The organism is Streptomyces sp. 7R007 (assembly GCF_054850255.1).
Map to the genome: position 1 here is coordinate 1 of NZ_JBTWMV010000063.1, position 22,615 is coordinate 22,615.

Below are 22,615 nucleotides of genomic sequence, written 5' to 3' on the forward strand. Positions count from 1 at the left end.
GTGCGGTGTCGGCTGGGGGCATCAGCCGGTTTTCCGTCCCCAGGGCGTGTCGAGGCGGGCCCATTCCTCGTCCCATCGCCGGAACTGCCGCCGGGCCAGATGGAGACGGATCAGCTGGGCGCCGCCGAGCAGAGCTCCGGCGACGCTGAGGCTGACCAGCGCGCCGGTCCAGGCCGCCTGGAGCGACGCTTCACCGGGCGTGAGCGGCTTCGAGGTCACTCGGCCCTGCCGGTCGACCCACACTGTGACTGGGGCACCGGCCTTCGCGTCGGCGCGCACCTTCGTCTGGCCTGTGTGCGTCGAGCCGTCCGGCATAGTCCAGCGCACGGTGACCCAGACGAGATCACCGTCGAGGGCCGACGCCGATGTCCTGCCCGGCGCGTCCTGGGTGAGGACGGCGGAGAGCGGGTGGCGTTCCGCTCGCTGCCGCTCCAGTCCGTGGTCCGCCGCGGCGGCGGCCGCCAGCCCTGTGAGCAGACCTCCGCAGAGCGCAATCAACCATGCCGCGAGCACGATCCAGGCGTCGGCGACATCGCTGCGACGCCTGAGCGGGTTGCGGCGCCAGCGCCACAACCACACCTTGCCGTGTCGGGCCCTCGCCATGGCCGACACCTCCTTCGCGGGCACTGGCGTGCCCGTCACTCTGTCTCAGTCTCTTTCGTCGATGCTCCTGGCGATGGGACCCGCGAGGCGTGTGGTGCGGACGTGACGTCGTTGTCGCAGCTGTTACACGGGCTTGGACCTTGCTTTGCATTATGCAAAATATGATGCCTCTCTGTCGTGCGGCCACCACTCTGGGTGGTCACTGAATCGCTGCTGCACCCATTCCGGGGGGATGTGGGTATGAGTTCCGCAGGTGATTTCGGCGTACGCCGCCGCACCCGTCGTCTGCTGGTCGGCACCCTGGTGGTACTGGCGCTGGTGGGGATGAACGGGCCGTGGCTGTACCGCTTCGGGAGCGACAAGTACCACAGATACAAGATCAACAGACCTGAGTACGAGGCTGCGAACGGCCACTGGGATCTGGTGGACGTGCCGAAGCGGTTCCGCCAGAACACCATCCACGGCGCGCTGCTGCAGACCGGCAAGGTGCTGCTGGTCGCCGGCTCCGGCAACAACCTCGACAACTTCGACGCGAAGAACTTCCGCTCGGTGGTCTGGGATCCGGTCAAGAACACCTTCCACGAGATCAGGACCCCGGCCGACCTGTTTTGCACCGGCCACATCCATCTGGCCAATGGCAACCTGCTGTTCGCGGGCGGCACCAAACGCTACGAGAAGCTCAAGGGCGACGTCACCAAGGCCGGCGGCCTGATGGTCGGGCACAACGAGGATCCCGACAAGCCGATCACCCTGCCCGCCGGGGCTCGCTTCACCGGCAAGGAGAATCACAAGACGTTCGTCTCCAAGGACCCGGTCACCGTCAAACCCGCGAAGAAGATCTTCGACAAGAAGACCGGGAAGTTTCTGCGTACGGAGGCGAGCCTGGCACGCGTCTACGTCGAGGCGCAGAAGAGCGGCAGCAAGTACGAGACCGGCGCCCAGGAGAACTACCGCGTCGCGGGTCTGACCGGCTCCGACACCCACAACGTGTACGGCATTGCCAACAAACTTGGCCTGGACAAGAAGGACTTCCAGGGCATCCGGCAGGCGTACGAGTTCAACCCGTACACCGAGAAGTTCACCAAGATCGCCCCGATGAACGAGGCCCGCTGGTACCCGACCCTGCCCCGGCTCGCGGACGGCCGGGTGCTGGCCCTGTCCGGCCTGGACGACATCGGCCAGGTCGTGCCCGGCAAGAGCGAGATCTACGACCCGAAGACCAAGAACTGGCACTACAGTGGAGAGATCCGCCAGTTCCCCACCTACCCGGCAGTCTTCCAGTTGCCCGATGGCGCTTTCTTCTATTCGGGCTCCAATGCCGGTTACGGGCCCAGTGACGTGGGCCGCACGCCGGGCATCTGGCGGTTCGACGCCAACAAATTCACCCAGCTGGCGGGCCTGGACGACGCGGACCTGATGGAGACCTCCGGCACTGTAATGCTGCCGCCCGCCCAGGACGAGAAGTTCATGGTGGTCGGCGGGGGAGGCATCGGGGAGTTGCCCAAGTCATCGAAGAATACCCGGGTCATCGACCTCAAGGCGAACAACCCGCACTTCACCGACGGACCCCAGTTGGGCGAAGGCATTCGCTATCCGGAATTGTCGATCCTGCCCGACGACACTGTTCTGATCACGGGCGGCTCCCAGGACTACCGGGGCCCGTCGGCTGAGAACATCCGCCAGGCCCGTATCTATGATGCCACGACCGGCCGGATGCGCCGGGTGGCCGACCCGGAGGTGGGCCGCAACTACCACTCCGGTTCCATCCTGCTGCCCGACGGGCGGGTCATCACCTTCGGCGGTGACTCGCTCTTCGCCGACCAGGCCAAGTCCAGGCCCGGCGTGTTCGAGCAGCGCCTGGAGATCTACACCCCGCCGTATCTGTACCGGGATTCGCGGCCGTCCCTGACCGGCGGCCCGAAGACGGTCGATCTCGGCCAGACCGCGACCTTCGCCACCAGGTACGCCTCGGTCATCAAGACGGTACGGCTGATCCACCCCAGTTCCACCACCCACGTCACCGACGTCGAACAGCGCTCCATCGCCCTCGACTTCAGGAAGACGAAGGGCGGCAAGAGCATCCAGGTCACGATGCCGAAGAATCGCGATCTGGTCCCGGCCGGCTGGTACACGCTTTTCGTCACCGACGACCAGGGGACCCCGTCCAAAGCGCTGTGGGTGCGCGTGCCCTGATGTTTTTTGCCGACCGGCTCAGCGGCGGGTGCGGTTGCGGATATGGGTGGCCTCCGGGGTGTCGATCCCGAACGTTTCCAGTTCGAGCCGCGCCGGCAGGATATCGGACTGCCGGCGGCCGGCACCGAACAGCGATCTGGTGGGTCTGGATCTCGCCCAGCCCACCCTGACCTCCAGCGTCGGCCGTGCGGTGGACGCTCCGTGCACCATCACTCCCCGATCCCCGGCGGTCGGCGGCCGGGGGCTGAAAACGGAGGTCGGCACTCCGTGATGATCGCCTTTGCAGTGGTCGACCTGCTCCATCAGGCGCCGCGCTGCCGGCGCCGGGCCCGGCGCGTCCCACTCGTCCATCAGTTCCGTGCGTCCGGGCCGGACGGCCGGGAGAACTTCCCGTCGGCCGTGCGGGACCACTGGTGCGGGCATATGAAGCCGTCACTGCTGGGACTGCCCGGTCCCTTATTCGGCCCCGCGTCATATCCCTCCTGGGATATCGAGGTGTGGAGCACCGATGAGGCCATGAGCCGGCTGTTCGTCTTCGACTGCGCGCCCCCGGCTGCGTCTGTTGAGGTGCGTTCGTAGGTCTGGACCGTGCCGCCGCCTACAGCTCGCCCGTGGCGCCGACGGATGCGCGGGGGACAGATGGCGGTGCGTCAATTCGGAAGAACTTGGTGCGTGGTGTGCCCAACGGTGACGCAAACTTTGCCAAGACCGGTCTCCAGGGCCTCCCCACGGATGACTGCGGCCGGATCCCTGACTGGTGGAGTCTCGGGTGAGGCCCCCACCGGCCGAACGAGTGCGTGTGACCTGCGCCTTTGCCGTCTTTCCGGCACGTCTCTCGATTCCTGCGGGCCGGGTGCGGCAGAGATCTGCCTGGACGGCAGGACGCTCCATTTGGTTGTTATACGCAAACTCACAGCCGTCTGCCGGACGGAGTGTGCTGTCGGATACGGGCGACTTACCGGACCGGCACACGCCTGTCGTGGGCCACCTTTTCGCTATGCAACGAAATCACTGGCCTGCGCCGCCGGGGTCATGCGCCGGCGGGAAGCGAGGAACGAATCGTGCCCATCTCCATGTCCGCGGCCCTCTCCGACCAGGGACAGGCAGCCGCCACCAAGATCGACGACCTCCGCAAGCCTGGCCGCTACTTGGTCAGTTCCATGCTCGCCGGCGCCTACATCGGTGTTGCCGTGGTGCTCCTGTTCTCCGTGACGGGCCCCCTGCTGGCGGCCGCGTCGCCCTGGACGAAACTCGTCCAAGGCCTGGTGTTCGGCGTCGCGCTCACCTTGGTGGTGTTCGCCGGGGCCGAGCTCTCGACCGGCAACATGATGACCGCCGTCCAGGGTGTCCTCACCGGAAAGGGCGGGATCACCGGTGCCTTCGCCGTGATCCTGGGGTCCTTCGTGGGCAACCTGGCCGGTTCGCTGGTGTTGGCCTGGCTGGTGGACGAGAGCGGGGTGCTGTCGGCCGGTGCTCTGCCGGGGCATGCCGCCCCGGGCCTCGCCGCACTCACGGCCGTGGTCAAGGCAAAGGCCGCCGAGTCCGGCACGGCGCTGTTCTTCCGCGGAGTTCTGTGCAACTTCCTTGTCTGCCTGGCCGTGTGGATGTCGGCACGCACCAAGTCCGACGGCGCGAAGCTCATGCTGATCTTCTGGTGTCTGCTGGCGTTCATCGGATCGGGATTCGAACATGTCGTGGCCAACATGACCGTCTACTCGCTCGGATTGTTCGAGCATGTAGACGCCGCTACCGTCGGCGGGTTCGCACGTAACCTGCTCTTGGTGGGTCTGGGCAATCTGGTGGGGGGTGGATTGCTGGTCGGTGCGGCCTACGGATACCTCGGTCGTACCGCCGCAGAGGCGTCGGCCTCCACCGACCAGGCCGCCGACATCGAGGGCAAGCCGGCGGCCGCCGTGCCCGCCTGACGCGGCAGCAGCCCGGCACCGGCCGACGTGGGTGAGACGGCCGCTCGCGGCGGGGCACCGGTTGGCGACGGCGGCGGGCGGTGCCGGCCGATGGGTGAAGCGGGCCTGCGTCGATCCGGGCCGTCGTCGTGCCGTCGGCGGCACCGCGCCCGGCCGGAGCTGGTCTTCGACCCGCCGGCTGCACAGCGTGAACGAGCCGTCGGACGAGTACTCACAGGGGGTGGGCGGCGATGGCAAGGGCACAAGGCCGCGGTGGGTGGACGTGGCGTCGGCGTCGCAACCCGCTCAGACGCCGCAGCGACGTCGTTGAAGCCTGGATCATCGTCGCGGCATGGGTGATTACCCTCGCTGGGAGCCCGTTTGCCGGGCTGACGACCGCGGATGCGGTGGCGCGGGACCTGGAACGGCAGCGGGCCGAGACCCGCACGGTCTCGGCAGCCCTGATCGAGAACGCGGTGGGCACCACCTCGGCACAGGCCGTGGACGACACTCACGTGTGGGCCGCCGTGCGATGGACGGCACCGGACGGCTCGGCGCACACCGGTCGGACGGAGGTGCCTCCCGGCACGCCGATGGGCACCTCCGTCACGATCTGGACGGACCGGCGGGGACGGCTGGTTGCGAAGCCGCCCACCTCGGGAGAAGCGGAACTCCATGGGCTGGTCCGCCGCGGTGGCTGTCGTGGGTACGGCCGGTGTCGACCTCGGCGGCGCTTGTCTCGCGCGCGTCTGGATGGAGCGGCGCCGGCTGCGGGAGTGGGAAGAGGAATGGGCGCGCATCTCCAGTCGGTGGGACCGAAGGACCGGTTGAGAGGCCGCGGACACCGCCAGACGCGCGACCCGTCCCACCTTCGCACCGATCCGGCGCACCAAACGACGTCGTGCGCTCAGAAGCCCCACGAGTTGAGCGGCACGCCGTGCTGCTCGGCCAGATGCACGTGTACTGGCCGGTGCAGAAACCGTGAACAGTGCCGTCGGCTTGGAGGGCGAGGCCGGTGGTGGTGAGGCCGACGGTGATGCCGCACGCCGGGTCGACGACCGTCCCGGGTGACAGGACGCGGCGAAGCCGAAGTCGCAGGTGCCGGTGTGGCGTGCGGGCCTTGACGGGGCAGTGCCGTCGGTGGATTGCCGGAGCGTCCTCACGGCGCTCGCGGACCGAGAGCCGTTTCGTCAAGGGCCGCTGACCTGCCAGGAGACGGCCGTCGTCGTCGGCATGGACGTGGTGCCGCCACGAGTGGAAGAACCGGGGCCGAAGGGGAAATGCCTGGTCGCTCGGGGCTGGCTGACCGGGCGGCCAGGCTGCATCACTCTTGCCCAAGGCGTGGCCCAGCCAGCTCGATGGGTCATGAGCAGGATCATCGCCCAGTAGGTCACCGTGTGGGCGCTGGTGGTGTGCCGCTCGAAGCCCCTCCCGAACAGGTACTTGCCATCCTGGGCGTCACCAACACCCCGGACACTTACGGAACCCAACAAGCCCGGGCGCCCACGTACCCGCGCGATCGAAGCGCGGCGATGAGCGGAGGTGCCGGCAAGTCGGCCCCTGCCGCGGCTTCGGGGCCAGCATCCGATTCGGGGGCCGCAGGGGGAGGCGGCGTCCGGTGGGCATAGGCGCTTGTCCCTGAGAGTTTGTTGGCGGTTACTGTGTCGTTTCAATGTTTCTGGTCGCCGAGTGATGAGAGGGGCTGCGTACGTGCCGCGGCGGTGGGGGAGTGGAGCGCGGCGTCGGCTGCCTTGTTCCGGTCGGTTCGAACCGGGAGACCATCCCCCGTTGGGCCGCTTTTGACCTGTGCATGACTTGCACAAGACCCGCAATTGATCCGATTGAGGTAGCTCTTTGCTTGCGAAGCGTTCGAAACATCGCAGATCCGGGCCGCGTTGGTGGCTGGGCACGGCCGGCGGACTCGCCGCCACCGGGCTGGTGATAGGCGTGGTCGCGCAGGCGGCCCTGGGATCGGGCGCCCCCGACGCGTCCGCAGAGGCCGCGTCGGCCGGGCAACCCTCGCACTCGCTGCAGAAGGACTTCCAGTCGGCCGCCGACGAGTTCCACGTACCGAGCAGCGTGCTGATGGCCGTCTCCTACCAGATGACGCTGTGGGAGTCGCACGATGGCCGGCCCTCGGTTACCGGCAACTACAACGTGATGGGGCTGACGTCGGTCAGCGCCTCCGACCTCGACCGGTCATTGGGTGACGCGGCACACGGCAGGGCCGAGACCCGTGGGTACGGTGACGACCTCAGGGCCCGCCACCACCATTCCGCGAAGGCGACGACGACCTCGCCCCGCATCACCGCGGCCATGCGCACCCTCGACACCGCCGCGTCGGCGATCGACACGTCACCCAAAACGCTGCGCTCCTCGATGCGCCAGAGCGTCCGCGGCGCCGCCGCGCTGCTCGCCTCCTACGAGCGCAAGGCCGCCGGTTCGCTGCCGTCGGATCCCGGGCAGTGGTACCCGGCTGTCTCCCGGTACAGCCAGTCCACCAGCCCCCAGGTCGCCGAGCAGTTCGCCGACCGGGTCTTCGCCACCGTCCGCGTCGGCGCCCACCGGGTCACCACGGACAACGAGGAAGTGACCCTGCCGGCGGACCCCTCGGTCTCGGTACGCAAGCCGACCGCGGTGAGCCCCGACCTGAAGCCCACGATCCGCCAGGCCTCCTTCACGACCACCGGCACCGCCACCCCGGCGCCGGAGTGCCCCTCCACGCTGGCCTGCACGTTCACCCCGGCCGCCTACGCGCTCAACAGCAGCACCGACCAGAGTGACTACGGCAACTACGACCTGGCCAACCGTCCCGCCGACGGCGACGCCATCGACAGCATCGTCATCCACGACACCGAGAGCACGGCGACCTCGGCGATCAACTCTTTCCAGAAGCCGTCGACCTACGCCAGCGCCCACTACGTCATCGGGGCCGACGGCTCGGTGACGCAGATGGTGCAGACGAAGGACATCGCCTGGCACGCCGGCAACAAGTACGTCAACGACCACTCGATCGGCATCGAGCACGAGGGCTACGCGCTGGACTACGGCACCTGGTACACCGAGCAGGAATACCAGTCCTCCGTGACGCTGGTGAGCTACCTTGCCCAGCAGTTCGGCGTCCCGCTCGACCGTGAGCACATCATCGGCCACGACGACGTGCCGGGCCCGCTCAGCGCCTACTACGAGGGCATGCACTGGGATCCCGGACCGTGGTGGAACTGGAGCCACTACCTGGCGCTGCTGGGTGCCTCACCCAACGGCGACGGCATGCCCGTGGTCGGCGGTGAGGTCACCATCAACCCGCCGTGGAGCAGCAGTTACGAGCCGACCCTCACCGGATGCGGATCGTCCACCACGACCTGCCCGGCCAACCCGGCCAACTTCGTCTACCTGCGCACGAGTCCGTCCTCCACGGCCGCACTGCTCACCGATCCGAAGTTCACCGCGGACGGCGCGTCCACCGGCACCACCCTGGGCTGGGACTGGACGGACAAGGCCGTCGTCGGACAGACCTTCGTGGTCGCCGCCGTTCAGGGCGACTGGACGGCCATCTGGTACGACGGCCAGAAAGCCTGGTTCTACAACCCCGGCGGCGCCTACACCATGGCGAACACCGGCACGGCACAGCAGCTGATCACGCCCGCCGGCACGTCGGCCGTCGCCGTGTACGGCCGTGCCTACCCGGAGACCTCGGCCTACCCGGCTGAGCTGAGCGACGTCGCCGCCGATCCCAACCAGCAGCTGACCCCGCTCGACCACGCCACCATCCAACCGGGCCAGTCCTACACGGCCCAGGCCGCGGTGAACGGCGACTACTACTACGCCCAGGACATCAACTGCTCGGCGAGCCCGGACTGCGTGTTCGTGAAGGGTGACATCGCCTACTACCAGATCCGCTTCAACCATCGCATCGCCTACGTGAAGGCGAGCGACGTCAAGGTGACCCAGCCGGTCGTTCCCCCGACCGGCACGCTCAAGCCCCTCACCCCGGCGCGGATCATGGACACCCGTGACGGCACCGGCGTGCGCAAGGGCACTGTCGGCGCGGGCGGCACGGTCTCGCTCCAGGTCACCGGCAAGTCCGGGGTTCCCTCCAGCGGTGTGACGGGCGTCGTGATGAACGTGACCGCGGCCAACCCGACGAAGGCCAGCCACGTCATCGTCTACCCCGACAGCGTCTCCCGGCCGAACGTGTCGAACCTGAACTTCTCGGCCGGTGAGAACTTCCCCAACCTGGTGACGGTGCCCGTCGTCAACGGAAAGGTGGACTTCTACAACGCCTCCGGGAACGTCGACCTCATCGCCGACATCACCGGCTACTACACCAGCGACGGAAGCGGTTCCAAACTGACCGGCGTCACCCCGGCGCGGATCATGGACACCCGTGACGGCACCGGTGTGGCGAAGGCGAAGGTGGGTGCCGGCGGCACGGTCTCCCTTCAGGTCACCGGCAAGTCCGGGGTTCCCTCCAGCGGTGTCACCGCCGTCGTGATGAACGTGACCGCGACGAACGCGACGAAGGCCAGTCACGTCATCGTCTATCCCGACGGCGTCTCGCGGCCGAACGTGTCGAACCTGAACTTCTCGGCCGGTGAGAACTTCCCCAACCTGGTCATCGTTCCCGTCACCAACGGCAAGGTGGACTTCTACAACGCCTCGGGCAGCGTCGACCTCCTCGCCGACATCAGCGGCTACTTCAGTGCCAGCGGGTCGGTCGAGCACAATGCCGGACCGGTGCGGGTCATGGACACGCGTGACGGTACCGGCGTGCGCAAGGGCACCGTCGGTGCCGGTGGCACGGTCACCCTGACCGTCGGTGGCCACAGCGGTGTCCCGGTGGACGCCACCGCCGTCGTGATGAACGTGACCGCGACGAACGCGACGAAGGCGAGCCACATCATCGTCTATCCGTACGGCGTCTCCCGGCCGAACGTGTCGAACCTGAACTTCTCGGCCGGTGAGAACTTCCCCAACCTGGTCATCGTGCCGGTCACCAACGGGAAGGTGGTCTTCTACAACGCCTCCGGAGCGGTGGACATCATCGCCGATCTGGACGGCTACTTCACCAACTGAACCCGGCGGGGGTGCCGCCATGTCCCGTGCACGGCGGCACCCCGGTCTGGATCGTGAGAGGACGCCGGATCGGCGTCCTCTGTTCCCGGCACGAGCGGGCCACCCGTCACGCTGATCATGTGGTGGTGCGCGGCGTGCAGGGGCGGGAGGCGCACCGCCGAATTTCCGGCTCCTGTCGGCTGACGAACCCATCCGTGGACGACCCGCCCCGGCATTTCGCTCGTTCGGTCTTCGGCACCACTGGAACCGTTCCACTCGACGGGAGTTGATGCAGGCCATCGGTGACCTGCTCGACTCGGCCCCGCAAGCAAGTCACTGACCTGGTGTGGAGCGACGGGGCACGTGGGCGTCGTCGATCGGTTCCGGGCGTGATGTCGGGTGTGCTGCGCAGATTCTCCGGGTTGCCGAGTACGAGGTCGTGTCACAGGTGCAGGCCGGTGTCGGCTGTCTTGTGGGCAAGCCAGCGTGGCGTCGACGCCGTGGCGGGTGTGACGAGGCGGGCCGGGCGCGACCAGGCGGCGATTCCCACGCCGAATAATGAACGGTGGGCGGCGTTGGAATCGCGTGCTGTTCCGTGCTGGTTGATCGTGCCGCTGGGGAGTGTTCGCGCGTTCGGGGGAGGGGGGATCTCCTGCTGTGCACGCTTGCCCTGGTCGCCGCCGATCAAGTGCCGGTTGCCGATCTTCTGGGCCCAGTCGCCACCGTCGAGCTCGTCATACGGACCGCTGCAGCCCTTGCAGTGCTTCTCAAGAGCGTCAATGCGCTCGCTGGCCGTCGGTCGTTTGAAGCGGCCCGGTCGTCGGCGACGCCGGCGATCTTCGGCGTGACCTCTATCTCGCGGCAACGACTCAGACGTGGGACTGGTCCTGCTTCTCTTCCGGGCCGGGCGGCGCCGGGGGGACCTCCGAGGCGGGTTCCTCGATCGTCTTCGTCTCAGCCGCACGTACGGGCGCTTGCTTGACGGTGCGTGGCTTGGGGCCGGCTCGGGCTCCAGCCAGGCGAAGAGGTTCTCTTACAGGCGGAGGCCGGGCGAGAGGGGAGCGGTCTGTCGACGACGGCTGAAAAAGTGGTTCTGGATCGCTTTGAGTGCCGGGGCCACGGAGTGTGATCTGCAGGCGTCGGGCGGAGTCCGGCGGATGCCTCAATAGAGGTCCGCGCCATCCCGGCACACGACCTCGACACCGCTGCCATGCTCCCGCAGCCGGGACTCCAGGGGAGCTGCCTCGCGGTCGGGCAGGACCTCGACGCGGTGGCCGGTCTGGGCATCCGTGATGATCGTGGCGTAGCGGTGGCGGCGCGCCGATGACGCAACGCAGTGCTGCGGGAAACGGACATGGCCAGCAGACCGGCGAGGCGGGCAGCCCGCCCGGGCACATAACTCCCGCACCACCTGCGATATCTGCCCGGTAAGCCGCACCGCCCGGCGCTGGCGGCGTTCCGGCAGTCCGGGAACGCGCTCGCGGAAGGTTTGCCGCCGGCAGCCCGTGGCCGGACAGACCGGGCGCCGTACGCGCAGGTGGGCGACGCCCCGGCGGTTGCCGACGGGTACGTTTGTAACGGTTTGGCGATATTACACGTGAGCCTTCGCCGTCGGCGTCCCGCACACCGGACACGGCACCGCTGCCTCCCGGGCGCGAGCCCGACCGCCACCGCGTCAGCGCCGCCCGCCCCATCCTCGCCCGCCAGCCCTGACAGCTCAGAGAAACACCGTGGCGGTAAGGCCGAGGATCGTGCAGACCCATTCCGGGCTCTCCCGTCGTCGCGCGGTTCGCCTCGGGCCTGTCGGCTGCTCAGTCTTCTGTCCAACCCGCGGCGAGGGCGGCGAGGGCCGTGTCGAGGTGCCGGGTGGCCTCCTCGGCGACCGGGCGCAGGGAATCGAGTTCGGTGAGGGCGATCATCGTGTTCGGGTCGAGGGCCTGGACGACGGTGTGGTCGCCCTCGCGGCGGACGATCACGTTGCAGGGCAGCAGCAGGCCGATGGCGCGGTCGGCCTCCAGGGCGCGGTGGGCGAGGGGCGGGTTGCAGGCGCCGAGGATGACGTAGTCCTCCATGTCGTGGTCGAGCTTGGCCTTGAGGGTGGCGGTGACGTCGATCTCGGTGAGGATGCCGAAGCCCTGTTCCGCGAGAGCGGCCCGGGTGCGGGCGAGGCCGGTGGCGAAATCGGTGTCGAGGCGGACGGTGCGGTCGTAGCGCATGGGCGTGGGCCCTTCTTGGCGGTTCGCGGCGGCACGGCGCGGGTGGCCTGCCGGATGGGAGGCTCTCGGGGGTGCTTTCGGGGCTATTCCTGCCCTCGAAAATACCCCCTGGGGTACTTGTGCTACCTTCGCAAGCATACCCCCTGGGGTAATTCTTCGGCGGAAGGGAGTACTTCGTGTTCTTCGTCGACACGATCGAGGTGTCGGGGCTCGGCAACCGCAGCTATCTGGCCGGTGGCCGGCACGCGGCGGTGGTGGTCGACCCGCCTCGCGACGTCGATCAGGTGGTTGCGGCGGCGGCCCGGCGCGGGGTGCGGATCTCGCACGTGGTCGAGACGCACGTCCGCAACGACTACGTCACCGGGGGTCTGGAGCTCGCCCGAATCACGGGCGCCGCCTATCTGGTTCCCGCTGCGGCCCGCGTCTTCTTCGAGCGTGTACCCGTCCACGAGGGAGACCGGACCGAGATCGATTCGGGTGCCGGTCTGTCGCTGCGCGCGCTGGCCACGCCCGGTCACACCCCGCACCACACGTCTTATGTGCTGGAGGAGAACGGTTCGGCGGTCGCCGTCTTCACCGGCGGCTCCCTGCTCATCGGCACGGTCGGTCGCCCCGATCTGGTGGAGCCGCGGCTGACCGAGGACCTCGCTCGCGCCCAGCACGCCTCCGCGCACCGGCTGGCGGACGAGTTGCCCGACGAGACGGCCGTACTGCCCACGCACGGCTTCGGCAGCTTCTGCTCGTCCGCCCAGGCCGAGGGCGGTGACACGACCATCGGCAAGGAGAAGGCGTCCAACGAGGCGCTCACCCGGGACGTGGACACCTTCGTCGCCGATCTGCTGGCCGGCCTGGACGACATCCCCGCCTACTACACGCACATGGGGCCGGCCAACGCCGCCGGGCCCGCGCCCGTCGACCTCACCCCGCCCGCCGTCGCCGATGCCGAGGAGATCGCGGAGCGGCTCGTGGCGGGGGAGTGGGTGGTGGACCTGCGCAACCGGGTCGCCTTCGCCGAAGGGCATGTGGCGGGCTCGTTCAACTTCGAGGGCGAGGGGCAGCTCGCCACGTATCTGGCCTGGCTGGTCCCGTGGGGCAAGCCGGTCACGCTGCTCGCCCAGTCGCCCGGGCAACTGGCCGCCGCACAGCGTGAGTTGGTGCGGGTGGGTATCGATCGGCCGGCCGCCGCGGCCACGGGCGGGCCGGCCGAGTGGGTGCGTGCGGGTGAGGTGCCGGCGTCCTTCCGGCGGGCCACGTTCGCCGATCTCGCAGAGCGGGCCGCCGATGCGGTCGTCCTAGACGTGCGGCGCGCCTCGGAGCGGGCCGGCGGGTATGTGCGGGGGTCGGTCCACATCCCGATCCACACCCTGCACCACCGCCTTAGCGAGGTTCCCGCGGGCGAGGTATGGGTGCACTGCGCGGGCGGCATGCGCGCCGCGATCGCCGCCTCCTTGCTGGACGCCGTGGGCCGGGACGTCGTCGCCGTGGACGACTCCTTCGACGGAGCCGATAAGGCGGGCCTGGTCGTCCGCACCGCCTGACGGCGCAGGGACCGCCCGAGCATACGTACCGACACACGAGACTGGAGCGAGAGACCGAGATGAGCATCTTCCGGCAAGGCACGGGCAATCCGGGGCGCGTGACCGTGCGGCAGGCGGTTGTGCGCACGGGGCATGCAGGCAGCGGTGGTGACGCCGTACTGCTGGACGTGCGCGAGCCGTACGAGTGGCAGGCCGGGCACGCGCCGCGAGCCGTGCACCTGTCCCTGTCGGCGCTGGCCGCCGGTGCAGCACTACCCGCTCACGTGCAGGCGCGGCCGCTGATCGTGATCTGCCGCTCCGGCAACCGCTCCCGGCAGGCGGCCGAACTGCTGGTCGCCCGTGGCGCCCAGGCCGTGGACGTGATCGGTGGGATGCGCGACTGGGTCGAAGCGGGGCTGCCGGTGGTCGACGCGCGCGGCGGGAACGGCACGATAGCGTGAGCGCTCCTTTGCTCGCCCTGGCCGCAGGAGCGGTCATCGGCCTGGCGCTGGGCGCACTCGGGGGCGGCGGCAGCGTCCTGGCCGTCCCGGCGCTGATCTACCTGCTGGGCTTCAGCCCGGTCGGGGCGACGACGGCCAGTCTGGTCATCGTCACGCTCACCTCGGTCACCGCGCTGGTCGCACACGCCCGTGACGGTCACGCGCGCTGGCGTACGGGACTGCTGTTCGCGGCGGCCGGGATCGGCCCGGCGATGCTCGGCGGCGCGCTCGCCGACCGCATCCCGGAGGCCGTGCTGACGGCGGCCTTCGCCGTGGTCGCGGGAGCGGCCGCCCTGCGCATGCTGCGTTCCCGGCCGGCTGCGGAGGGTGCCGTGACGGTGCGGCCGGGGCGGGCCGCGGCGGCCGGTGCCGGACTCGGAACGGTCACCGGTGTCCTCGGCGTCGGCGGCGGATTCCTCGCCGTACCCGCGCTGGCGGGTGTGCTGGGAATGCGGATGCGCGACGCGGTCGGCACCAGTCTGCTGGTCATCACCGTCAACTCGCTTGCCGCGCTGACCACGCGCACCGGTACGGTCGAGGGCCTGGACTGGGCGGTCGTCGGACCGTTCATCGGGGCGGCGATCCTCGGCGCCTGGGACGGCAAGCGGCTCTCGGCGAAAGTATCCGGCCTCACGCTTCAGCGGATCTTCGCGCTGGTACTGCTCGCGGTCGCGGTCTTCATGCTGATCGACGCCGTCGCGTGAGGCGGCCACCGTGCGTGATCAGGCCAAGGACAGGAAAAGCTTCTCCAGGCGGGCGCGCATCGCTTCGGGGTCCTCGCCGTTCATGCGGCCGGACTCCCTGTCGGTCAGGCACTGCTGCATGCCCGTCGCGATGATCGCGAAACCGGCCCGGTCCAGTGCCCGGGAGGCGGCGGCGAGCTGCGTGACGACGTCCCCGCAGTCCCGGCCCTCTTCGATCATTCGGATCACGCCGGAGATCTGGCCCTGTGCCCGGCGCAGGCGGTTCAATACGGCCTTCAGGTCCGCACCCTCAAGCTCCAGTTCCACGACCACTCCTCGAAAATACTCCCAGGGGTACTGTACGTCCCGGTTCGGGGCGGCGTCGACCATTAAGGATCACACCTGCCATGACCAGCACTCCCGCTCCCGTCACCCTCGGCACCGAGCAAGTCCGCATCCGGCTGCACGAGCTGACCGTCATCGACGTGCGCACGCCCGCCGAGTACGCCTCCGGCCACCTGCCCGGCGCCGTGAACATTCCCCTGGACAGCATCCGGCGCGCTCTGCCGGAAATACGCCATGCCGCCGGGCGCGCCGACGTCCTTGTCGTGTGCGCCTCCGGCGGCCGGTCCGAGAACGCCTGCAAGCTCCTCGCCCAGCAGGGCATCGTCACGGCCACGCTCGCCGGCGGCACCGGCGCCTGGGCCACCGACGGGCACGACCTGCACCGGCCCGCCGCCTGTGACACGCGGGCCGGCTGGAGCATGGAACGCCAGGTCAGGTTCACTGCCGGCACCTTGGTGCTCCTTGGTCTGGCCCTTGGCCTGCTCGTGCATCCGGCCCTCCAACTGGCCTCGGCCGGCATCGCGGTCGGCCTCGTCTTCTCCGCCCTCACCGACACCTGCGGCATGGCGGCCGTGCTCGGCAAGTTGCCCCACAACCGCCCCCGCGCGGCCGACCTCGACGAGGCGCTGGCCGCGCTGCGTACCCGCTGAACTCCCCGGGCCTGGGCGGCGGCCGGGGGGTGCTTCGGGCGCGCGGGGTCAGTCGGCTCCGGTGGAGCCTGCGGCGGCCTTCCGGCGCACGTCCTGCATGTCGACGGTGCGGATCTTGGTGATGAGTTCCTCCAGCGCCTGCGGCGGCAGCGCTCCGGGCTGGGAGTAGAGCACGGTGCGGTCGCGGACGGCCATCAGGGTGGGGATGGAGGAGATCCGGAAGGCGCCGGCGAGTTCGGGCTGGGCCTCGGTGTCGACCTTGCCGAAGACGATGTCGGGGTGGCGCGCGGACGCCTTCTCGTAGACGGGGGCGAACCTGCGGCACGGCCCGCACCAGGCGGCCCAGAAGTCGATCAACACGATGTCGGAGCCGGTGACGGTCTCCTCGAAGTTGTCCTTGGTCAGTTCGACGGTCGGCATGGGAATCCTCTCCCCTCATATACCCCATCGGGTATCTGCGTCTGCTCGGTTCAACCCTTGCCGGTCCGGGTTTGTTCCAGGCAGACGGGCGGCAGCGGGAACCAGCGCATGCGCTCGAAGTCGGCCGGCAGTCCGGTGGGGCCGTCGCTTGACCGGTCGGCACGGCCGGCCAGCACCGCGCGGGCGGCGTCGAGTTGATCCGCCAGCGCCTCCTCGCCGAGTCGGCGGTGACGGCCGGCCGGGGAGATGATCCGCCCGTCGGTGCCGAATCGCAGGTCCGCCAGCCGCAACGGGAGATCCGTGGGGCCGCTGTGGTGGCGCCACTGCCCGGTGTGCGGGTCGAAGCGGTAGTCGGGCAGGAGCCGATGCCCGTGCGTGGCGATCAGATCGACGGCGTCGATGAGGTAGTCGCGGACGGTGTCGCTGATGAAGTAGTTGAAGTTGACGCGCGTCCAGCCGGGCTTGATGCCCTCGCAGCCGCGGGTGACCTCGTCGAGCAGGGCGTGCGAGGTGGTCGCGTCGATGGCGAGCAGGCGGTGGCCGTAGGGGCCGGCACAGGAGCAGCCGCCGCGGGCCTGGACGCCGAAGAGGTCGCTGAGCAGGGCGACGACATAGTTGTGGTGCAGGTAGGCGTGTTCGCCGTGGCGGATGCGGAAGGAGACGATGGACAGACGGCGGGCGTGGTGGTTGCCGAGGATCTCGATGCCGGGGTTGCGCTCCCAGGCCGCGAGCGCGCGGCGCCAGTGGCGCTCCTCGGCGGCCTGGATGCTGTCGGTACCGACCGCCTGCTTGAGCGCGAAGACCAGCCCGGCACGAATGGATTCGACGATCGCCGGAGTGCCGCCCTCCTCCCGGGCCACCGGGTCGTCGAGATAGCGGTGCCCGAGGGGGCCGACGAACGACACCGTGCCGCCGCCGGGCGCGGTGGGCACCGCATTGCGCACCAGTTCACGCCGCACGACGAGCACACCCGGGGTCTGCGGGCCGCCGACGAACTTGTGCGGGGACAGGAACAGCGCGTCCTTGTGGTCCCCGGAGCCCGGCGTGCTCTCCGCCATCCGGATCGGGATGTACGGTCCCGCGGCTGCGTAGTCCCAGAAGAACAGGGCGCCGTGTGCATGCAGCAGACGGGTGATGCGGCCGGTGTCGGTGAGGATGCCGGTGACGTTCGAGGCGGCGGAGAAGCTGCCGATCAGCAGTGGGCGCCCGGCATAGCGCCGTAGCTCCGCTTCGAGTTGGGCCGGGTCGATGTGGCCGTCCAGATCCTCCTCGACGACCACGACGTCCGCGATCGACTCCCGCCAGGGCAGTTCGTTCGAGTGGTGCTCGTACGGTCCGACGAAGACCACGGGACGCTCGCCCTCGGGCGGCTTCACCGGGGCGGCGCAACTCCAGGATGGCGACCAGCTTGTTGACTGCCGCAGTGGCGCCGGAGCCGCAGAAGATCACCAGGTCGTCCTCGGTGCCGCCGACCGCCTCTCGGATGATCCGGCGGGCGTCCTCGCGTATCCGGGTGGTCTGCCAACCGGTGCTGGAGCTTTCCGTGTGGGTGTTGCCGTAGCGCGGCAGCACCTGTTCGCGGACGAAGTCCTCGACGAAGCCGAGGGCGTGTCCGGAGGCGGTGTAGTCGGCGTAGACGATCCGCTTCGGGCCGTACGGGCCGTCCAGCACCTCGTCGTCACCGATGAGCCCGGCCCGGATCCGGGCGGGCCACGCCGACACGGACGACAGGGAGGCCGTACTCATGGCTCCAGCTCGATGTTGATCTCGGGCGGCCGGTTCAGGGTGTTGTGGACCGTGCAGTGCGAGACCACGGCCAGCAGGCCCGCGCGGCGCTGCTCGGGCAGCTCCGACGGTGCGACGACCACCAGGCGCACGGAGGCAACCCGCGCCGGGCGATCGGTGGCCATGGTGAACTCCGCGCGCACGCGCAGTCCGGTGCCGGGCAGACGGTGCCGGTGGAGGTAGCGGCCCGCGTAGAAGGCGACGCAGGTGGCCAGCGAGGCCGCGAAGAGCTCGGTGGGGGTGGGCGCGGTGTCCGTGCCGCCCGCCTCCAGGGGCTGGTCGACATGGAGGCGGTGTTCGCGGATGTCCACGCTGTAGGCGTCGCCTTCGACGTGGATGACCTCCAGACGATGCACGTCCACGGACTGGGGGTGGTTCGTACCGAGGGTCTGGGGTGTGCTGCCGGTCATGGCCGGGCCCTTCTCGCTGATGAAGACTGCCCCGGTTTCCAGTCGACCGCGGAGTGCGAGGGCGGGGTGAGGGACCGACGGGGTGCATCGAGGACCGTTCGGCCCTCGTGTCTGATGCCACGGCCATATACCCTGCCGGGTATTTCATCTGGGTGTTCATTACCCCGGTGGGTACTGGGCTGGGGACCAGCGGCCCATGCCCCGCTCTCATCCGCCGCACGACAGTGGGGTCATGGGCAAACACATCGTGATTCTCGGCGGCGGAACCGCCGGCACCATGACGGCCAACCGCCTGCGGCGCACGTATGACCAGCGCGAGTACCGGATCACGGTCGTCGACCAGAACGACGACCACCTCTACCAGCCTGGCCTGCTGTTCGTGCCCTTCGGGCTCGCCCAGCCCCACCACCTCGTCCGTTCCCGTCCCCGGCAACTGGACCCGGCCGTCGACTACAAGCAGACCCGGATCGAGCGGGTCGACCTGGACACGCGGACCGTGCACCTCGCCGGTGGCATCCGGCTGCCGTACGACATCCTCGTGGTCGCCACCGGGGCGACGCTGCTGCCGGAGGAGACCGAGGGGCTGACCGGACCCGGCTGGGGCGAGAAGGTCTTCACCTTCTACGACCTGCCCGGCGCGGCCGGCCTGCACGGCGCGCTGGAGCGCTTCGACGGCGGCCGAGTGGTGATCGACGTGGCCGACCTGCCCGTCAAGTGCCCTGTCGCCCCCCTGGAGTTCGCCTTCCTCGCCGACTGGTACTTCCAGCGGCGTGGCATCCGCGACAAGGTCCAACTCACCTATGCCACCCCGCTGGACGCGGCCTTCACCAAGCCGGTCGCGGCCAATGCGCTGGGCGGGCTGCTCAAGGATAAGGGCATCGAGCTGGTCACCGAGTTCACACTCGGCGAGGTCGACGGCCCCGGCGGCCGGCTCGTGTCGTACGACGAGCGCGAGGTGCCCTTCGACCTGACGGTCGTCGTGCCGCTGCACGGCGGCGCGGAGTACGTGGGCCGCTCCGAGGGCCTGGGCGACGAGCTTGGCTTCGTGCCCGTCGACCCGCACACCCTGCAACTCCCCGGCCGACCCGAGGTGTTCGCGATCGGGGACGCAGCGGGTCTGTCGGCATCGAAGGCGGGCTCGGTGGCGCACTTCGAGGGCGAGGTGCTGGTGCATAACATGGGCCGCTTCCTTGCCGGAGCACCTCTGGACGCCTCCTTCGACGGACACGCCAACTGCTTCGTCGAGACTGGTTTCCACAAAGCGTTGCTGATCGACTTCAACTACGACACGGAACCGCTTCCCGGCCACTTCCCGGGCCCCGTCGGCCTGCCTTTGCTGAAGGAGTCGCACGCCGCCCACTTCGGCAAGCTCGCCTTCGAGTGGCTGTACTGGCACAGCCTGCTGCCCGGCCGTGAACTGCCTGGCATCGGCTCGGCCATGCCTGAGCGCGGCAAGAACCGCGTATCCGCCTGATAGCCGCGTGGCAGTCCAAGGCCACCTGTCCGCCCAAGGGGAGAGGATTCCGTCATGCCCACTGCCACCTACGACAACACCCCCGTCCCCGTCGACGAGGAGGGCTTCTTCACCGACCCGGCCCGCTGGAGGGAGGCGATGGCCCGGCAGATCGCCGCGGAGGCCGGGATCGACACGCTGACCGACCGGCACTGGACCGTCATCCGCTTCATGCGCGAGCAGTACGCGGCCAAGGGCACCGGACCGACCGTCCGCGTGCTCGGCAAGGCCTCCGGCGTGAGCGTCAAGGAGCTCTACCAGCTCTTCCCCAAGGGGCCGGCGAAGACCGCCGCGAAGATCGCCGGCATTCCCAAGCCCCGCGGCTGCATCTGAAGGAGCGCGAGCCGTCATGGCCGACACCGCCACCATCCAGAAGGTATCGATCATCGTCTCCAAAGGGTCCCTGGAGGGGATCTACCCGGCCCTGATCATGGCCAACGGCGCCCGCGCCGAAGGTATCGAGGCCGATCTGTTCTTCACCTTCTTCGGGCTGGACGCGATCACCAAGAAGCGCTGGGAACACATCAAGCTCGCCACCGTCGGCAACCCCGGCCTGCACCTGCCCACCCTCCTGGGCGGCCTGCCCGGCGTTCCGGACCTGGTGACCCGGTACATGGAACGCAAGATGGAGGGGCTCGACATCCCGCCCATCCCCGAGTTCATCGAGATGATCGCCGACACCGGCGCGGGCATCTACGCCTGCAAGGCCTCCGTCGACCTCTTCGAACTCGCCAAGGACGATCTCGTCGACCAGGTCCAGGGCGTCATCACCGTCGGCGAGTTCTACGCGCACGCGGCCGGCGGCCAGATCATCTTCACCTGAGATGAGCAGCACAGATGCCGGGCGCGGTCTGCCGGACGGGATACGGCGCGTACTGGCGGTGGTCGCCCATCCCGACGACGAGTCGTTCGGCCTGGGTGGCCTGCTCGCCCTGTTGTCCGGCTCCGGTGTGCCCACGGCGGTGCTCTGCTTCACCCATGGCGAGTCGTCCACGCTGCACGGCAGGCCTGGTGACCTGCGCACCGTGCGGGCGGACGAACTCGCCTGCGCGGCAAGGGAACTGGGTGTCGAGCGCGTGGAACTGGCCGGGCACCCGGACGGAGCTCTCGACGGCATCCCGGTGCCCCGGCTCGCCGCGGAGGTGATCCGCCTCATCGGCGAGCAGCGCCCCACCCACCTGCTGGTATTCGACACGGGGGGTGTCACCGGGCACCGGGCACCGGGATCATCAACGGGCCACGAGTGCCGCCCTGTTCGCCGCCCGCGGGTCGGGTGTCGCCGTCGTCGCGTGGACCCTGCCGCGGCACGTGACGGAACGGCTGAACGCCGAGTTCGGTACATCCTTCCTCGGACGTGACCCGGCCGGGTGCCGTGTCGTCGAGCCGGTGCCGCGCGAGCGGCAGGGCCGTGCGATCGCCTGTCATGCAAGTCAGTCCCCCCCCAACAACCCGGTGCTCTGGCGCCGTCTGGAACTCCTGGGCGACCGGGAGTACTTGCGTGTCCTGGAGTGACACGAACACGCGCCTGAGTCAGAGTGAGGGGAAGCCCTCGCGCGTCGGCCCGACGGGCTCGGTGGCGTGCTCGGCGAGGCCGACGAGCAGCAGGGTTCCGCCCGGGCGGACGGCAGCGGCGGCGCGGGGCAGCACCTGCGCCATCTCGGGCCACGGCAGGTGCAGATACGCGATCAGCGCCAGGTCGTACGTCGCTTCCGCCGGCGTCCAGAGAGTGAGATCGGCGTGCACGGTGCGCAGCCGCACCCCACGGTCGGCGGCCAGCGCCTCGGCCTTCTCCAGGGCTACGGCGGAGAAGTCGACGGCGTCCACCTCCCAGCCCCGCTCCGCGAGCCACACCGCGTTGCGGCCTTCGCCGGCGGCGAGGTCCACCGCCCGTCCGGACGGCTTCAGACCGGCCAGCTCCTCGGCGACGAAGGGGTTGGGCTCGGCCTTCCACACCAGTTCGCTGCCGCGGTAGCGCTTGTCCCAGCTCGCCGCGTCCATGTCCGCCGCCTCATTTCTCCGCGTGCGCGGAATCGTCGTCCGTGTCGATGTCGTCGTCCGGGTCCATCGTGTCGTCCCCCGCGAGCAGATAGGGGTAGGGACAGCTGCTGGGGTCCGGGGCGATGCAGGCGTTGCAGGGGCGGGATCGGTCCAGGACGCACTTCGGGGTCGGTCTCACGCTTCACCGCCTTCGTCATCCGGGGTGGCGAAGCGTTCGGACAGCTGCCCCGAGGCGCGTCTGAAGGCCAGGACGGGAACGTAGTGCCGCACGCGCGCGTCGGAGAAGAAGGCGAACGCCTCCGCTGACGCCGTCGCCAGGGTCTCGGACGGGAGGTGCGGGAATCGGTGTGTGAGCCGCTCCTGGACGTCCTGGCGGGCGCGCTGCTCCGCCGCTGGTGTCGGTGGGCCGGCCGGTCGGGTGTCGGGGCAGTGACGGCCCGGTTGGATGGCCCGGTCGGTGATGATGGCGCGGGAGATCACCTTGCACCCCTCTGAGATGGGATTCGGGGTCCGGGTCAGGCGAGCGTCAGGAACAGCTTCTCCAGTTCGGCCTCGCTCAGCGGCGGGACGTTCCCCCGCTGTCGTTCGGTGAGGCACTGGCGAATGCCGCCCGCCACTATCTTGAAGCCGGCCCGGTCCAGGGCGTGGGAGACCGCGGACAGCTGGGTGACGACGTCCTTGCGGTCGCGCTCCGCCTCGATCATGGCGATGACCGCGGCCAGTTGTCCCTGGGCCCGCCGCAGCCGATTGAGCACCTCGGCCCACGAGTCCGCTTCCCTGTCGTCGGTGCTCACGACTTCGGTGATGTTCACCGGGCACCTCC

General features: G+C 69.3%; 23 protein-coding genes and 1 pseudogene. 12 read left to right on the forward strand and 12 right to left on the reverse strand.

Annotation, left to right across the window (positions count from 1 at the left end):
* Positions 1–21: 21 nt before the first annotated feature.
* Positions 22–603 (reverse strand): Rv1733c family protein, encoded by a 582-nt coding sequence (locus tag ACYF6T_RS39845; RefSeq protein ID WP_461702851.1) that lies wholly within the window; start codon positions 601–603, stop codon positions 22–24.
* A gap of 240 nt (positions 604–843) precedes the next feature.
* Here ACYF6T_RS39845 and glxA point away from each other — a divergent pair, with 240 nt between their 5' ends.
* Positions 844–2,796 carry a radical copper oxidase GlxA gene (gene glxA / locus ACYF6T_RS39850; protein WP_461702852.1) on the forward strand — a complete coding sequence of 651 codons (1,953 nt, stop codon included), beginning with the start codon at positions 844–846 and terminating at the stop codon, positions 2,794–2,796.
* Between the two features lie 18 nt (positions 2,797–2,814).
* On the opposite strand, the gene ACYF6T_RS39855 is transcribed toward glxA, so the two are convergent.
* Positions 2,815–3,147: a hypothetical protein gene (locus ACYF6T_RS39855; protein ID WP_461702853.1), complete on the reverse strand. Its 333-nt coding sequence runs from the start codon at positions 3,145–3,147 to the stop codon at positions 2,815–2,817.
* Between the two features lie 710 nt (positions 3,148–3,857).
* On the opposite strand from ACYF6T_RS39855, the gene ACYF6T_RS39860 reads away from it, so the two are divergent.
* The 3 genes from ACYF6T_RS39860 (at position 3,858) to ACYF6T_RS39870 (ending at position 9,776) form a co-directional block, all read left to right on the forward strand.
* Positions 3,858–4,721 carry a formate/nitrite transporter family protein gene (locus ACYF6T_RS39860; RefSeq protein ID WP_461702854.1) on the forward strand — a complete coding sequence of 288 codons (864 nt, stop codon included), beginning with the start codon at positions 3,858–3,860 and terminating at the stop codon, positions 4,719–4,721.
* A gap of 230 nt (positions 4,722–4,951) precedes the next feature.
* The gene (locus tag ACYF6T_RS39865; RefSeq protein ID WP_461702855.1) at positions 4,952–5,725 is read left to right on the forward strand and encodes an Rv1733c family protein; all 774 of its coding nucleotides are present in this window, start codon (positions 4,952–4,954) and stop codon (positions 5,723–5,725) included.
* A gap of 829 nt (positions 5,726–6,554) precedes the next feature.
* Complete coding sequence (locus ACYF6T_RS39870; RefSeq protein ID WP_461702856.1) at positions 6,555–9,776, forward strand: N-acetylmuramoyl-L-alanine amidase; 3,222 nt, start codon at positions 6,555–6,557, stop codon at positions 9,774–9,776.
* 1,790 nt (positions 9,777–11,566) lie between these two features.
* Here the strand turns inward: ACYF6T_RS39870 and ACYF6T_RS39875 are convergent.
* A complete protein-coding gene (locus tag ACYF6T_RS39875) occupies positions 11,567–11,971 on the reverse strand; it encodes a DUF302 domain-containing protein (protein ID WP_461702857.1) in 405 nt (134 codons plus the stop codon).
* A gap of 176 nt (positions 11,972–12,147) precedes the next feature.
* Between ACYF6T_RS39875 and ACYF6T_RS39880 the strand changes: the two genes are divergently transcribed.
* Genes ACYF6T_RS39880 through ACYF6T_RS39890 form a run of 3 tightly spaced genes read left to right on the forward strand, consistent with a single transcriptional unit; the run spans position 12,148 to position 14,692 of the window.
* The gene (locus ACYF6T_RS39880) at positions 12,148–13,509 is read left to right on the forward strand and encodes an MBL fold metallo-hydrolase (protein ID WP_461702858.1); all 1,362 of its coding nucleotides are present in this window, start codon (positions 12,148–12,150) and stop codon (positions 13,507–13,509) included.
* 59 nt (positions 13,510–13,568) lie between these two features.
* Entirely contained in the window at positions 13,569–13,949 is a 381-nt protein-coding gene (locus ACYF6T_RS39885) for a rhodanese-like domain-containing protein (protein ID WP_461702859.1), read from the forward strand.
* Positions 13,946–14,692, forward strand: coding sequence for a sulfite exporter TauE/SafE family protein (locus tag ACYF6T_RS39890; protein WP_461702860.1), 747 nt, complete (start codon positions 13,946–13,948; stop codon positions 14,690–14,692). Before ACYF6T_RS39885 ends, ACYF6T_RS39890 begins: the two co-directional genes overlap by 4 nt.
* Before the next feature lie 18 nt (positions 14,693–14,710).
* Here the strand turns inward: ACYF6T_RS39890 and ACYF6T_RS39895 are convergent, their stop codons facing one another.
* On the reverse strand, positions 14,711–14,998 hold the full coding sequence (locus ACYF6T_RS39895; RefSeq protein WP_461702861.1) for a metal-sensitive transcriptional regulator: 288 nt from the start codon (positions 14,996–14,998) through the stop codon (positions 14,711–14,713).
* Positions 14,999–15,078: 80 nt separating this feature from the next.
* Between ACYF6T_RS39895 and ACYF6T_RS39900 the strand changes: the two genes are divergently transcribed.
* On the forward strand, positions 15,079–15,666 hold the full coding sequence (locus tag ACYF6T_RS39900; protein WP_461702862.1) for a rhodanese-like domain-containing protein: 588 nt from the start codon (positions 15,079–15,081) through the stop codon (positions 15,664–15,666).
* 48 nt (positions 15,667–15,714) lie between these two features.
* Here ACYF6T_RS39900 and ACYF6T_RS39905 read toward each other — a convergent pair whose 3' ends face one another.
* From ACYF6T_RS39905 to ACYF6T_RS39920, 4 genes and pseudogenes are all read right to left on the reverse strand, one after another.
* A complete protein-coding gene (locus ACYF6T_RS39905) occupies positions 15,715–16,086 on the reverse strand; it encodes a thioredoxin family protein (RefSeq protein ID WP_461702863.1) in 372 nt (123 codons plus the stop codon).
* Positions 16,087–16,136: 50 nt separating this feature from the next.
* The gene (locus tag ACYF6T_RS39910; RefSeq protein WP_461702864.1) at positions 16,137–17,462 is read right to left on the reverse strand and encodes an aminotransferase class V-fold PLP-dependent enzyme; all 1,326 of its coding nucleotides are present in this window, start codon (positions 17,460–17,462) and stop codon (positions 16,137–16,139) included.
* 82 nt (positions 17,463–17,544) lie between these two features.
* A pseudogene (locus tag ACYF6T_RS39915) lies at positions 17,545–17,832 on the reverse strand (aminotransferase class V-fold PLP-dependent enzyme); the annotation flags it as partial.
* Positions 17,829–18,281 (reverse strand): OsmC family protein, encoded by a 453-nt coding sequence (locus ACYF6T_RS39920; RefSeq protein WP_461702865.1) that lies wholly within the window; start codon positions 18,279–18,281, stop codon positions 17,829–17,831. The gene ACYF6T_RS39920 and the pseudogene ACYF6T_RS39915, both read right to left, overlap by 4 nt.
* Positions 18,282–18,513: 232 nt before the next feature.
* Here ACYF6T_RS39920 and sqr point away from each other — a divergent pair, with 232 nt between their 5' ends.
* The 4 genes from sqr to ACYF6T_RS39940 are packed head-to-tail and all read left to right on the forward strand — an operon-like array spanning position 18,514 to position 21,152.
* Positions 18,514–19,755 (forward strand): type III sulfide quinone reductase, selenoprotein subtype, encoded by a 1,242-nt coding sequence (gene sqr / locus ACYF6T_RS39925; protein ID WP_461702866.1) that lies wholly within the window; start codon positions 18,514–18,516, stop codon positions 19,753–19,755.
* A 54-nt stretch (positions 19,756–19,809) separates the two neighbouring features.
* Complete coding sequence (locus ACYF6T_RS39930) at positions 19,810–20,127, forward strand: TusE/DsrC/DsvC family sulfur relay protein (RefSeq protein WP_461702867.1); 318 nt, start codon at positions 19,810–19,812, stop codon at positions 20,125–20,127.
* Between the two features lie 16 nt (positions 20,128–20,143).
* Positions 20,144–20,617: a DsrE/DsrF/DrsH-like family protein gene (locus tag ACYF6T_RS39935; protein WP_461693618.1), complete on the forward strand. Its 474-nt coding sequence runs from the start codon at positions 20,144–20,146 to the stop codon at positions 20,615–20,617.
* Between the two features lies 1 nt (position 20,618).
* The gene (locus ACYF6T_RS39940; protein ID WP_461702868.1) at positions 20,619–21,152 is read left to right on the forward strand and encodes a PIG-L family deacetylase; all 534 of its coding nucleotides are present in this window, start codon (positions 20,619–20,621) and stop codon (positions 21,150–21,152) included.
* A gap of 172 nt (positions 21,153–21,324) precedes the next feature.
* Here the strand turns inward: ACYF6T_RS39940 and ACYF6T_RS39945 are convergent, their stop codons facing one another.
* The 4 genes from ACYF6T_RS39945 to ACYF6T_RS39960 are packed head-to-tail and all read right to left on the reverse strand — an operon-like array spanning position 21,325 to position 22,586.
* Positions 21,325–21,792 carry a class I SAM-dependent methyltransferase gene (locus ACYF6T_RS39945; RefSeq protein WP_461702869.1) on the reverse strand — a complete coding sequence of 156 codons (468 nt, stop codon included), beginning with the start codon at positions 21,790–21,792 and terminating at the stop codon, positions 21,325–21,327.
* Between the two features lie 10 nt (positions 21,793–21,802).
* Positions 21,803–21,970, reverse strand: a complete 168-nt coding sequence (locus ACYF6T_RS39950; RefSeq protein ID WP_461702870.1) for a hypothetical protein — start codon at positions 21,968–21,970, stop codon at positions 21,803–21,805.
* Positions 21,967–22,272, reverse strand: coding sequence for a three-helix bundle dimerization domain-containing protein (locus ACYF6T_RS39955; RefSeq protein WP_461702871.1), 306 nt, complete (start codon positions 22,270–22,272; stop codon positions 21,967–21,969). Before ACYF6T_RS39955 ends, ACYF6T_RS39950 begins: the two co-directional genes overlap by 4 nt.
* 35 nt (positions 22,273–22,307) lie before the next feature.
* Entirely contained in the window at positions 22,308–22,586 is a 279-nt protein-coding gene (locus ACYF6T_RS39960) for a metal-sensitive transcriptional regulator (RefSeq protein WP_461702883.1), read from the reverse strand.
* Between the last annotated feature and the right edge of the window lie 29 nt (positions 22,587–22,615).